This is a genomic window from Paraburkholderia dipogonis (genome assembly GCF_046027395.1).
GTDB classification, from domain to species: Bacteria; Pseudomonadota; Gammaproteobacteria; order Burkholderiales; family Burkholderiaceae; genus Paraburkholderia; species Paraburkholderia dipogonis_A.
The window spans coordinates 43,608-55,875 of the sequence record NZ_JAQQEG010000032.1 but is presented as its reverse complement, the minus strand read 5'-3'; the positions used below and the strand labels follow the sequence as shown (position 1 = coordinate 55,875).

Annotated in this window: 16 protein-coding genes; all 16 read right to left on the bottom strand. The window is 63.4% G+C overall.

Features of this window, described 5'->3' with window-relative positions; translation table 11 throughout:
* Positions 1-35: 35 nt before the first annotated feature.
* The 16 genes from tatC to murA all read right to left on the bottom strand — a co-directional run bounded on the left by tatC (position 36) and on the right by murA (position 12,227).
* Complete coding sequence (tatC, locus tag PQR32_RS28945; RefSeq protein WP_408235033.1) at positions 36-815, bottom strand: twin-arginine translocase subunit TatC; 780 nt, start codon at positions 813-815, stop codon at positions 36-38.
* Positions 816-849: 34 nt separating this feature from the next.
* A complete protein-coding gene (tatB, locus tag PQR32_RS28940; protein WP_408235030.1) occupies positions 850-1,377 on the bottom strand; it encodes a Sec-independent protein translocase protein TatB in 528 nt (175 codons plus the stop codon).
* Between the two features lie 39 nt (positions 1,378-1,416).
* On the bottom strand, positions 1,417-1,656 hold the full coding sequence (gene tatA / locus PQR32_RS28935; protein WP_132376752.1) for a Sec-independent protein translocase subunit TatA: 240 nt from the start codon (positions 1,654-1,656) through the stop codon (positions 1,417-1,419).
* A gap of 228 nt (positions 1,657-1,884) precedes the next feature.
* Entirely contained in the window at positions 1,885-2,250 is a 366-nt protein-coding gene (locus PQR32_RS28930) for a histidine triad nucleotide-binding protein (RefSeq protein ID WP_342960584.1), read from the bottom strand.
* A gap of 81 nt (positions 2,251-2,331) precedes the next feature.
* Positions 2,332-2,727 carry a DUF4870 family protein gene (locus PQR32_RS28925; protein ID WP_011489987.1) on the bottom strand — a complete coding sequence of 132 codons (396 nt, stop codon included), beginning with the start codon at positions 2,725-2,727 and terminating at the stop codon, positions 2,332-2,334.
* Between the two features lie 95 nt (positions 2,728-2,822).
* Positions 2,823-3,218, bottom strand: a complete 396-nt coding sequence (locus tag PQR32_RS28920) for a phosphoribosyl-ATP diphosphatase (protein WP_408235027.1) — start codon at positions 3,216-3,218, stop codon at positions 2,823-2,825.
* Positions 3,215-3,625: a phosphoribosyl-AMP cyclohydrolase gene (hisI, locus tag PQR32_RS28915; RefSeq protein ID WP_408235024.1), complete on the bottom strand. Its 411-nt coding sequence runs from the start codon at positions 3,623-3,625 to the stop codon at positions 3,215-3,217. Before hisI ends, PQR32_RS28920 begins: the two co-directional genes overlap by 4 nt.
* Position 3,626: 1 nt before the next feature.
* A complete protein-coding gene (gene hisF / locus PQR32_RS28910; protein WP_408235021.1) occupies positions 3,627-4,400 on the bottom strand; it encodes an imidazole glycerol phosphate synthase subunit HisF in 774 nt (257 codons plus the stop codon).
* A gap of 215 nt (positions 4,401-4,615) precedes the next feature.
* Complete coding sequence (gene hisA / locus PQR32_RS28905) at positions 4,616-5,368, bottom strand: 1-(5-phosphoribosyl)-5-[(5-phosphoribosylamino)methylideneamino]imidazole-4-carboxamide isomerase (RefSeq protein WP_042329166.1); 753 nt, start codon at positions 5,366-5,368, stop codon at positions 4,616-4,618.
* A 214-nt stretch (positions 5,369-5,582) separates the two neighbouring features.
* Positions 5,583-6,224, bottom strand: a complete 642-nt coding sequence (gene hisH, locus PQR32_RS28900) for an imidazole glycerol phosphate synthase subunit HisH (protein ID WP_408235018.1) — start codon at positions 6,222-6,224, stop codon at positions 5,583-5,585.
* Positions 6,221-6,841, bottom strand: a complete 621-nt coding sequence (locus PQR32_RS28895) for a MarC family protein (RefSeq protein ID WP_408235015.1) — start codon at positions 6,839-6,841, stop codon at positions 6,221-6,223. The genes hisH and PQR32_RS28895 overlap by 4 nt, the downstream gene beginning before the upstream one ends.
* Positions 6,842-6,932: 91 nt before the next feature.
* A complete protein-coding gene (hisB, locus tag PQR32_RS28890; RefSeq protein WP_064267519.1) occupies positions 6,933-7,520 on the bottom strand; it encodes an imidazoleglycerol-phosphate dehydratase HisB in 588 nt (195 codons plus the stop codon).
* A 115-nt stretch (positions 7,521-7,635) separates the two neighbouring features.
* Positions 7,636-8,706: a histidinol-phosphate transaminase gene (gene hisC / locus PQR32_RS28885; RefSeq protein ID WP_408235012.1), complete on the bottom strand. Its 1,071-nt coding sequence runs from the start codon at positions 8,704-8,706 to the stop codon at positions 7,636-7,638.
* A gap of 187 nt (positions 8,707-8,893) precedes the next feature.
* Positions 8,894-10,216 (bottom strand): histidinol dehydrogenase, encoded by a 1,323-nt coding sequence (gene hisD, locus PQR32_RS28880; RefSeq protein WP_408235009.1) that lies wholly within the window; start codon positions 10,214-10,216, stop codon positions 8,894-8,896.
* 53 nt (positions 10,217-10,269) lie between these two features.
* Positions 10,270-10,968 carry an ATP phosphoribosyltransferase gene (gene hisG / locus PQR32_RS28875; RefSeq protein WP_408235006.1) on the bottom strand — a complete coding sequence of 233 codons (699 nt, stop codon included), beginning with the start codon at positions 10,966-10,968 and terminating at the stop codon, positions 10,270-10,272.
* The gene (gene murA, locus PQR32_RS28870; RefSeq protein ID WP_494471424.1) at positions 10,965-12,227 is read right to left on the bottom strand and encodes a UDP-N-acetylglucosamine 1-carboxyvinyltransferase; all 1,263 of its coding nucleotides are present in this window, start codon (positions 12,225-12,227) and stop codon (positions 10,965-10,967) included. The genes hisG and murA overlap by 4 nt, the downstream gene beginning before the upstream one ends.
* Positions 12,228-12,268 lie beyond the last annotated feature (41 nt).

Below are 12,268 nucleotides of genomic sequence, written 5' to 3'. Positions count from 1 at the left end.
TTTTGCTTTGCGTGAGTGGCCTAGGCGCTACGCCATCATTCCGACGGGCTCGCGTCTTCAATCACCACTGGCTGCTTGCCGACGATCAACCGCGCCGCGATGATCCCCGCCTCGTACAGCACGATCAGAGGGATCGCCAGAATCAGCTGCGAGAACACGTCCGGCGGCGTGACCACGGCCGAGATAACAAACGCGCCGACGATCACATACGGACGAATCTCCTTGAGCTTCTTGAGCGTCACCACGTTCATGCGCACCAGCAGCACCACGACAATCGGTACTTCGAACGTCACGCCGAACGCGATGAACATGGTCAGCACGAAGCTCAGGTAATTGTCGATGTCCGTGGTCATCTCCGCGCCGAGCGGCGCGTTGTAGTGCGCCATCACGCGGAAGATAGTCGGGAACACCACGAAGTACGCGAACGCCATGCCGCACAGGAACAGCGTGTAGCTGCTGCCCACCAGCGGCCCGACCAGCTTCTTCTCGTGCTGATAAAGACCCGGCGCGACGAATGCCCAGATCTGATACAGCACGATCGGCAGCGCGATCACGAAGGCGACCAGCATGGTCACCTTCATCGGCACGAAGAACGAGCCGGTGACGTCGGTGACGATCATCTTGCCGTCCTTCGGCAGGTTCTGCATCAAGGGCCGCGCCAGCAACCGGAAAATATCCGGCGCCCAGTACACGAGCCCGACGAACACCACGACGACGGCAAGGCCGGCGCGAATGATACGGTCGCGCAATTCAACGAGGTGGGAAATGAAGGTCTCTTCAGTGCCTTCGTCCTGGGTATGCTGGGGGTCGCTCACACCGGCCCTCGGTTAGAGATTGTCGTTCTGATCATCAGAAGAACCGCGTCGGACGACGCATGCTGGCCGGCGTATGCCGCGCCACGCGCGCCGCACCCGACTGCACACGCGTGCGGCGCGTAGTCGCGCGCTTGTACCAGGTGGGCATGGCCGTCTGCTTGACGCGCCAGTTCTTGCGTTTGGACGCTGCGGCCGGCGTGCTGCCCGGCCACGAGGTGTTGCCTGCATTGCCGACGTCTTCGAGCGCGCCGCCGGCAATGCTCGGCGACACTGACGTGCCGCTGTTCCACGCGTCGTTCAGTTCGGTCTCGTGCTTGCGCAGATTGTCCTTAACGGAGGTTTCGACGTTGGTCGCGGCCGCTTCGAACTCGCTTTTCATGCGACGCAATTCGTCGAGCTCGATTTCGCGTGTGACTTCGGCCTTCACGTCGTTGATATACCGCTGCGCGCGGCCGAACAACGCGCCGGCCGTGCGGGCGACGCGTGGCAGGCGCTCAGGCCCGAGTACGACCAGCGCGACGACGCCGATCAGCGCCATCTTGGTTAGACCGAGGTCCAGCATGAAGTGGAATGTCCGTCAGTAACGCGGTTGAGCCGCGGCTTAGCGGTAATCGCCCGAACGCGGCGTCTTTTCCTTCGCTTCCACATCCACGGCGCCGTTGCGCGGCAGTTCGCGCTGCTGCGCTTCGCCGCCAGGCGTTTCGGCTTCCTTCATGCCTTCCTTGAAGCCCTTCACCGCGCCACCCAGATCGGTGCCGATATTGCGCAGCTTCTTCGTGCCGAACACGAGCGCCACGATCAACAACACGATCAACCAATGCCAAATACTCAACGAACCCATGACTACTCTCCTTAACCCGACACCGCACCGTAGTGCGGCGAAACTCGTACGCCTTGCGGCATGAATCGAAGCGCGTACGCTTCATCTAAAACATTACCGCGAGCCCTTCCGATTCAACCCGCGACACGGTATGTCATTGTGACCAGACGATCGCGTCGGCGTCGTTACAATGCGGCAAAAACAACGGCCGCGGTATTGTGCGTGACCAAAACTCGCGGCGCTGCCGCGTCAGCCCATGCGCTGCCAGGGGCGCGGCCCCGCGAGAATGTGTGCGTGCAGGTGATACACCTCTTGCCCGCCGCCCGGCCCGGTATTGATTACCGTGCGAAAACCCGTTTCGCCGCCGGTGTACGCCACGCCCAGTTGATCGGCCAGACGTGCCGCCAAAACCAGCATTCTACCAAGCAGCGGAGCATCGCCTTCGGTGCAGTTCGACAGCGTGGCGATGTGCTTGCGCGGAATGACCAGCACATGCGTCTCGGCGGCCGGCCGAATGTCGCGAAAGGCGACGAATTCGTCGTCTTCGTGGACTTTGGTCGACGGGATCGCGCCGGCGGCGATTTTGCAGAAAAGGCAGTTCGGGTCGTGGCTCATCGTATTCCTGAGACAGTATGGCTGAAGCGCGAAGCGTACGCGGCGCGGTTCATGTCAGGCCCGGCAACTGTCGGACGAAACTCAGAACCAGCCACGCGGATTCGCGAGCGGCTTGTTATCGTACAGATACAGCCAGCCTTTGATAATACGGTACAACATCCAGATGCTCACGGCCCACAGGACCGGAATGCCGATCACCACGAACAGCAGCACGCCGCCGATCGCGTAACCCAGCAAGGCCATCCAGAAGGAGCGGATCTGCCACTCGAAATGGGCTTCGTACGGCGTGCCCACCACGTCGGGCCGCTTCACGTAGTTGATGATGATCGCGATCAGAATCGTCAGGCCGCCCGTCAGCCAGTGGACCGCATACAGCGCGTACAGAACGTGGGTGAGCGTGCGCAGGCTGCGCTCGCGCTCTGGCTCGATAGCATTGCGATAGACCGGCGGCGGATAGCTCTCGTGCGACTGTTCCATGCTTGCGTCCTCCCAAGGATGCGATCAGATGCGTTCAGTGCAATGTGGGCGCCGGTGCTCGCCACTTCAAGATGAGAAAAACCGATCCGCGGCGATCAGTCGCCGTTCTGCTCGCGGTCGCGGCTTTTGCGCAAGGCCTTTTCCTCGATACCCGACATGCCTTCGCGGCGTTCCAGTTCGGCGAGCACGTCCGCCGGGCTCAGATCGAAGTGCGACAGCATCACGAGGCAATGAAACCACAGGTCCGCGACTTCGCCGACCAGCGCCTTCGGCGCACCGCCGTGGCGTGCGTCCTTGGCAGCCAGCACGACTTCGGTGGCTTCTTCGCCGATCTTCTTCAGCACCGCGTCGTCGCCCTTGTGGAACAGGCGCGACACGTACGAAACGTCCGGATCGCCACCCTTGCGGCTGTCGATGATCGCCGCGAGGCGCAGCAGCGTGTCATTCGTGGTCGCGGGGTCGGCGGGCGTGGTTTGCGTGGATTGCGTCATTTGTAGATGTGTTCGGGGTCTTTCAGCACGGGATCGACGGCGACCCAGTCGCCATCGTCCACCGCGCCTTCGAATTTCTGGAAAAAGCACGAGTGGCGGCCGGTGTGGCAGGCAATGCCCGACACCTGCTCCACTTTCAGCAGCACGACGTCTTCGTCGCAATCGAGCCGTACTTCGTGCACATGCTGCACGTGGCCGGACTCTTCGCCCTTGAACCACAGGCGCTGACGCGAGCGCGAGAAATACACCGCGCGGTTCGTTTCGATGGTCTTCACCAGCGCTTCGCGGTTCATCCACGCGAACATCAGCACGTCGTTCGTCGACGCTTCCTGCGCGATCACCGGCACGAGGCCGTTCGCGTCCCACTTGACCTTGTCGAGCCAATTGACTGCCGAGGGATTCACCACGTCACAACCTCACCGAAATGCCCTGATCGGCCATGAAGCGCTTGGCCTCGCCCACGGTGTGTTCGCCGTAGTGGAAGATGCTCGCGGCGAGCACTGCGTCCGCGTGGCCGCTCTTGATGCCGTCGGCCAGATGCTGCAGGTTGCCCACGCCGCCCGAGGCAATCACCGGAATCGGCACGGCGTCGGACACCGCGCGCGTGAGCGCGAGGTCGAAGCCGCTCTTGGTGCCGTCGCGGTCCATGCTGGTGAGCAGGATTTCGCCGGCGCCGAGTTCGGCCATCTTGCGCGCCCATTCGACCGCCTCCAACCCGGTGGCCTTGCGCCCGCCGTGCGTGAAGACTTCCCAGCGCGGCACCTCGCCGTCCGCGGAGACGCGCTTTGCGTCGATCGCGACGACGATGCACTGCGAGCCGTATTTGTCCGTCGCGTCCTTCACGAGCTGCGGATTCGCCACCGCCGACGAGTTCATGCTGATCTTGTCCGCGCCCGCGTTCAGCAGGCGCCGCACGTCTTCGACGGCGCGCACGCCGCCGCCGACCGTCAGCGGAATGAACACTTGCGAGGCGACCGCTTCGATGATCGGCAGGATCAGATCGCGCTGATCCGAGGTCGCGGTGATGTCGAGGAAGGTGAGTTCGTCGGCGCCCTGATCGTCGTAACGGCGGGCGATTTCGACCGGGTCGCCCGCATCGCGCAGTTCGACGAAGTTGACGCCCTTGACCACGCGGCCAGCCGTGACGTCGAGACAGGGGATGATGCGTTTAGCTAGAGCCATGATCTTGCAATTCTGCCAATACCGCTGATGAGGCCGCTCGCCTGGGGCAAGCGGCGCAAGGTCGGCGCGGCCAGTCGCGCCGCCGGTGAGTCGCACGCAGGCGGCTTGAAACGCTATGCCGGTGCATGGCCGCGCTGCTCCAGCGCCGGTGATTCGTTCACCGCGACGCCGAAACACGAGGAAGCACGAGACGCGGGCGCCTCGCCTTCCCAGCCTTAAGCGTCGTCCGATTCGCGCAGCCGGTCCGCGAGGGTTTGCGCCGCCGCGAAGTCGAGATCGCCCGAGTAAATCGCCCGGCCGCAGATCACGCCTTCGATGCCTTCGTCTTCGACTTCGCACAGCGATTCGATGTCCGCGAGGTTCGACAAGCCGCCGCTCGCGATTACCGGAATCTTCACCGCGCGCGCGAGACGCACCGTCGCTTCGATGTTGATGCCCTGAAGCATGCCGTCACGGCCGATGTCGGTATAGATGATCGACTCGCAGCCGTAGTCCTCGAACTTGCGCGCGAGATCGGCCACTTCGTGGCCGGTCAGCTTGCTCCAGCCGTCGGTGGCGACCTTGCCGTCTTTCGCATCCAGCCCGACGATTATATGGCCGCCGAACGCCGTGCAGGCATCCTGCAGGAAGCCGGGATTCTTCACCGCCGCCGTGCCGATGATCACGTACGACAAACCGTCGTCCAGATAGCGCTCGATCGTATTCAGATCGCGGATACCGCCGCCCAGTTGAACGGGAATCTCGCCGCCGACTTCCTCGATGATCGCGCGAATCGCGTCTTCATTCTTCGGCTTGCCGGCGAACGCGCCATTCAGGTCGACGAGGTGCAGACGCCGGGCACCGCGATCGACCCAATGTCGGGCCATCGCCGCCGGTTCCTCGGAAAATATCGTCGCCTGGTCCATATCGCCCTGTTTGAGGCGTACACACTGACCGTCTTTCAGGTCGATGGCGGGAATCAGCAGCATAGCAATCGGGTGTTGTCTGGGAAGGGGTTGAAGGTCGGCGGCAGTGGCTGGTAGCTCAGCCCGCCCGGACGCCGTTTCGCTAGTTTAGTACAACTCTTTCGACGCCCTTGCACAGCGTCGTGGGGCAGCGAAATCGTGATGTTGCGATTGCGGCGCGCGGCACACGTTCCGCTTGTGGCGGAACGGCGCACGGCAACAGGATGAAGAAAGGCGCTCACGGGTTCCAGTGCACGAAGTTGCGATACACGCGCAGCCCCGCTTCAGCGCTCTTTTCCGGGTGGAATTGGGTCGCGAAGATGTTATCCCGCGCCACCGCCGAGGTAAAGGGCACACCGTACACCGTTTCGCCCGAAGTATGGGCGGCATTGTCCGGCACCACGTAATAGCTGTGCACGAAATAGAAGAACGCGTTGTCCGCGACGCCGTCCCACAGCGGATGCGGCTGCGCCTGACGCACGCGGTTCCAGCCCATTTGCGGGACTTTGAAGCGCGAACCGTCGTCCTGCACCTGGCCTTCAAGGTCGAAGCGCAACACTTTGCCGGGCAGCAGGCCCAAGCCGGGCGTGCCGCCCTCCGCACTCCAGTCGAACAGCATCTGCTCGCCGACGCATACGCCCATCAGCGGCTTGCTGCGCGACGCTTCAATCACCGCTTCCTGCAGGCCGGACTCGGCCAGACTGCGCATGCAGTCGGGCATCGCGCCCTGGCCGGGCAGCACGACGCGGTCGGCCGCGCGAATCGCCTCCGGCTGGTCGACGATCGCCACGTCCGCTTCCGGCGCGGCTTTGCGCAGTGCCTGGGCCACCGAACGCAGGTTGCCCATTCCGTAATCCACAATCGCTATCGAAGTTTTCATTTCAAGTTAGGCAGCAATGCCTTCAATCCGTCGACGATGAATTCCACCGCCAGCGCCGATAACATCAAACCCATGAGCCGCGTTCCGATGTTGATACCCGTGCGACCAACCCAACGCGCAATCGGTTCGGCAAGGCGCAGCGAAAAAAAGCAGATCGCCGCCAACACCGCGCCGATCGCGACGAGGCTGATCCGGTCGTACCAATGCGCCGATCCGGCCGCGTAGATGATCGTGGTGCTGATCGCGCCCGGACCGGTCAACAGCGGAATCGCCAGCGGCACGACCGCGATGTTGTCCTTCTGCTCGGCTTCATGGCGCTCTTCCGGCGTCGAACGGCTGTTGCCGATCTGCGCGTTTAGCATGTTGATCGCCATGAGCAGCATGATGATCCCGCCGCCCACTTCGAGCGAGCCGACCGAAATACCGAAGAAGCTGATGACCTGCTGCCCGAGCAGCGTGGTGATCGCGATCACGCAGAACACCGAAATCGCCGCGATCCGGATGGTTCTACGCCGCTCGGCATCGCTCTGATTCGCCGTCAGGCTCATGAAGAACGGGATAGCGCCGACCGGGTTGATCAATGCCAGCAGCGAAATAAACGACTTCAGAATGTCCATCGCACACCGGGCGCGAGCGCAATCGGCGCTGGCCCCGGTCCTGGTAAGTGAGTCGGCCAATGAGCCAGCCAACAAGCCGGCTAATGAGCGCTTAAAGGCTGCCCTTGGTCGACGGAATCTGTCCCGCCGCGCGTTCGTCCAGTTCGGTGGCCATGCGCAACGCACGCCCGAACGCCTTGAACACCGTTTCCATCTGATGGTGAGCGTTCAGGCCGCGCAGGTTGTCGATATGCAGCGTGACGCCGGCATGATTCACGAAGCCGCGGAAAAATTCGATGGACAGATCGACGTCGAACGTGCCGATGCGCGCGCGCGTGAACGGCACATGGAATTCGAGGCCCGGACGGCCGGAAAAATCGATCACGACGCGCGACAGCGCCTCGTCGAGCGGCACGTAGGAATGACCGTAGCGGCGGATGCCCTTGCGGTCGCCGATCGCTTTCGCGACGGCCTGGCCGAGCGTGATGCCGGTGTCTTCGACCGTGTGGTGGTCGTCGATATGCAGGTCGCCATGCGCTTCGATTTCGAGGTCGAACAATCCATGCCGTGCGATCTGGTCGAGCATGTGGTCCAGAAACGGCACGCCGGTGGCCAGCTTCTGCTGACCGGTGCCGTCCAGATTGATCTTCACACGGATCTGCGTTTCGCTGGTGTTGCGAACGACTTCCGCAAGGCGCATGGTAATTCCTCGAATCTAGCTAGAAAGCGATAGGTAGGTGGGATGGGAAAACGGCGGGCCACGCGCGCTTTTCCGCAATATGGGAAAACGCTTGCGCGGCCATTCGGCACGCCGTTCAGTTCAGCACGAGTTTCAGTCCAGCGAGCAATTGGGCGTTTTCTTCCGGCGAACCGACGGTCAAACGCACGCAATTGGCCAGCAATGCATGCATTTTACTCACGTTTTTGATCAGAACCCGCGCCGTCAGTAGCGTTTCGAACAGAACGGACGCGTCGGGCACGCGCACCAGCAGGAAGTTGCCCGCGCTCGGGAACACTTCGGCGCCCGGTAATTGGGACACCGCGTGCGCCAGTTTTGTCCGTTCGTCGCGCAATTGCGCGGCTTGTGAGTCGAACACGTCGATGTGGTCGAGCAGGAAATCGGCGGCGGCTTGCGTGAGCACGTTGGTGTTGTACGGCGGCCGCACTTTGTCGAATTCGGTCAGCCAGGCCGGTTTGCCGACCAGATAGCCGAGACGGATGCCGGCCAGGCCGAGCTTGGACACCGTGCGCATCACGACGACGTTGTCGAACGCGTCGGCGCGCGGCAGCCAGCTTTTCTGCGCGAACGGCTGGTAAGCCTCGTCGATCACCACGAGGCTCCTTTTTGCCGCGGCGATGATGCGCTCCATGTCGGCGTCGTCGTACAACGTGCCAGTCGGGTTGTTCGGGTAGGCCAGATAGATGATCGCCGGTTGATGCTCGGCGATGGCGGCCAGCATCGCTTCGGTGTCGAGGGTGAAGTCCGCTTTCAGCGGCACGCCGATGAACTCGAGATTCGCCAGCTTCGCCGACATCTGATACATGACGAACCCCGGCACCGGCGCGAGCACCTTTGCGCCGGGCTGCGCGCACGCGACCGACACCATGCTGATGATTTCATCCGAGCCGTTGCCGAGCAGCACGTCGCAGCCGGCCGGCACTTGCATCACGCGCTTGATCTTCTCGATCAGCGCATCCGGACGCGGCGCCGGATAGCGGTTCAGCGCGACGCCGGCCAGGTGCTCGCCAAGATGCGCGGCCAGCACTGGCGGCAGCGTGAACGGATTTTCCATCGCGTCGAGCTTGATGTAGCCCGTGGCGTCCGGAACCGGATAGCTCGTCATCGCGAGCACGTCGCGGCGGATGATGTCTTGAGGTGTCGTCATAGGTCGGTGAAGCGGGCCGCGAGGAGAACGCCGGCCCGGCGTCGGCGGCATGCGGGCCGCCCTTGGTTGGTCTGTGCTGTCTTTATTAAACGCAGAAGCTTAAACGCAGAAGCGCGCGCAATCCGTCGCTGGTGTTCGCGGGCATCGGAACGATGCCCGCTCGGCCTTAGCTCTGGAACAACCGCGCTCAGCCGTTTTGCCGCATCCGGTATTCGGCGCTGCGGGCATGCGCCTGCAGGCCTTCGCCGTAAGCGAGCTCGGCGGCGATCTCGCCGAGCGTCTGCGCGCCTTCCGCGCTGACTTCGATCACGCTTGAACGCTTAAAGAAATCATAGACGCCCAAAGGAGACGAGAACCGTGCGGTACGAGACGTAGGCAAAACGTGATTCGGCCCCGCGCAGTAGTCGCCGAGGCTCTCGCTGGTATAGCGGCCGAGGAAGATCGCGCCGGCATGGCGGATCAGCTGGCCCCACTGATGTGGCTCCAGCGCGGAAATTTCGAGGTGTTCCGGGGCGATGTCGTTGGCGATCGCGCAGGCTTGCTCCATGTCGCGCACCTTGACCAGCGCGCCGCGGCCTTCCAGCGACGCGCGGATCACGTCGCGGCGCGGCATGGTGGGCAGCAGTTCGTCGATCGCGTCTTTCACGCGGCCGATGAACGCGTCGTCCGGGCACAGCAGGATGGACTGCGCGAGCTCGTCGTGCTCGGCTTGCGAGAACAGGTCCATCGCGACCCAGCGCGGGTCCGTGGTGCCGTCGCACAACACGAGGATTTCCGACGGCCCGGCGATCATGTCGATGCCGACCGTGCCGAACACCCGGCGCTTGGCCGACGCGACATACGCGTTGCCGGGACCGCAGATCTTGTCGACCGCAGGAATGCTTGCCGTACCGTATGCCAGCGCGCCGACCGCCTGTGCGCCGCCGATCGTGAACACCCGATCCACGCCGCCCAGTAGCGCGGCCGCCAGCACCAGCGGATTCTTCACACCGTCCGGCGTCGGCACGACCATGACGATTTCGCGCACGCCGGCCACCCGCGCCGGAATCGCGTTCATCAGAACCGACGACGGATACGCCGCCTTGCCGCCCGGCACGTAGATACCCGCGCGATCCAGCGGCGTGACCTTCTGGCCGAGCACGGTGCCGTCGGCTTCCGTGTATTGCCAGCTATGGCTGCCGCATTCGATCTTCTGCTTCTCGTGGTAACCGCGCACCCGCGCCGCCGCCGCTTCGAGCGCCGCACGGCGCTTCGGCTCGAGGCTCTCGAGCGCCGCTTCCAGTTCCGACATCGGCAATTCGAGCGCGTCGACACTCTTCGCCTCGACACGGTCGAAGCGCTTCGTGTACTCGAGCACCGCGGCGTCGCCGCGCGCCTTCACGTCGTTCAGAATCTGCGCGACCGAGCGCTCGATTGCTTCGTCTTCGCTCGCCTCGAACGCGAGCACCGCGTGCAGCGACTTCTGGAAGTCGCGAGCGGTGGAATCGAGTTTGCGAATCTTGATAGACATACGGGTATCCGTTTCGGTAAGGCGCGCTTTAGAACGTGGTCACACTGACACTATCAGGCCGTCGTGGCGCCGGCTTTCGACGCGCGTTCGAACGCGTCGAGAATCGGCCGCAACGCGGCGCGCTTGAGCTTCAGCGCCGCCTGGTTCACAACGAGGCGCGACGAAATCTGCATGATCTCCTCCACCTCGACCAGATTGTTGGCGCGCAAGGTATTGCCCGAGCTCACCAGGTCGACGATCGCATCGGCGAGACCGACCAGCGGCGCCAGTTCCATCGAACCGTACAGCTTGATCAGATCGACGTGCACGCCCTTGGCGGCGAAATGCTCACGGGCGGTTTCAACGTACTTGGTGGCCACGCGCAAGCGGGCGCCCTGGCGCACGGCGTTCGCATAATCGAAACCGGCGGCGACCGCGACCGACATGCGGCAACGCGCGATATCCAGATCGACCGGCTGATACAGGCCGCTGCCGCCGTGTTCGAGCAGCACATCCTTGCCCGCTACGCCGAAATCGGCCGCGCCGTATTCGACATAGGTCGGCACGTCAGTGGCACGCACGATGATCACGCGCACGTTCGCGTCGGTGGTCGGCAGGATCAGCTTGCGCGAGGTTTCCGGGTCTTCGGCCACTTCGATGCCGGCTGCAGCGAGCAGCGGCAACGTCTCCTCGAAGATACGCCCTTTCGACAACGCCAGCGTGAGCGGCGCGCTCACCGCTGGCGACGACGAAGTTTGCGGCATGGCGCTCATGCCTGGCTCCCCGAGACACGGCGCACCTTCGCGCCGATGGCGGTGAGCTTGGTTTCCATCCGGTCGTAACCGCGGTCGAGGTGATAGATCCGGTCGATCAGCGTTTCACCGTCGGCGCGCAAAGCGGCGATCACAAGACTCGCGGACGCGCGCAGATCGGTCGCCATCACCTTCGCGCCGGAAAGCTGGTCGACGCCGGTCACGAGCGCGGTGTTGCCGTCGATCGTGATGTTGGCGCCGAGGCGGTTCAGTTCCTGCACGTGCATGAAGCGGTTTTCGAAGATCGTCTCGACGACCTGCGAGGTGCCGGTCGCGATCGTGTTCAGCGCCATGAACTGCGCCTGCATGTCGGTCGGGAACGCCGGGTATTCGGACGTGCGGAACGTGACCGCGCTCGGACGCTTGTCCATGCGCACGCGCATCCAGTCGTCGCCCTCTTCGATCGTGACGCCGGCTTCGCGCAGCTTTTCAGTGACCGCTTCGAGAATCAGCGGACGCACTTTACGCAACGTGACGTCGCCACCGGCTGCCGCCACCGCACACAGGAACGTGCCGGCTTCGATCCGGTCCGGAATCACCGTGTGCTTCGCGCCGTGCAGCTTGTCGACGCCCTGAATGACGAGCCGATCCGTGCCGATGCCTTCGATCTTCGCGCCCATTGCGACCAGCAGATGCGCGAGGTCGCCGACTTCCGGCTCACGCGCCGCGTTCTCGATGACGGATTCGCCTTCGGCCAGCACGGCGGCCATCAGCAGGTTTTCGGTGCCGGTCACGGTGATCATGTCGGTGACGATACGCGCGCCCTTCAGACGCTTCGCGCGTGCTTCGATGAAGCCGTGCTCGATCGTGATCTCGGCGCCCATGGCCTGCAGGCCCTTGATGTGCTGATCCACCGGACGCGCGCCGATCGCGCAGCCACCCGGCAGCGAAACACGCGCGTGACCGAAGCGCGCGACCAGCGGGCCGAGCACGAGGATCGACGCGCGCATGGTCTTCACCATTTCGTACGGCGCGACGAGGTTATCGACCTTCGACGCGTTCAGCGACACACGTCCGGCGCCGCTCTCGATCTGCACGCCCATCTGGCCGAGCAGCTTGAGCATCGTGCGCACGTCCTGCAGGTCGGGCACGTTTTCCAGATGCACCGGCTCCGCGCTGAGCAGACTCGCGCACAGAATCGGCAACGCCGCATTCTTCGCACCCGAGACGACGACTTCACCCGACAGCGGGTAGCCACCTTCAATGACGAGTTTATCCATGCCTGTCAGTTCCTGATTGACCCGGACTTCGGCCGGGGCTG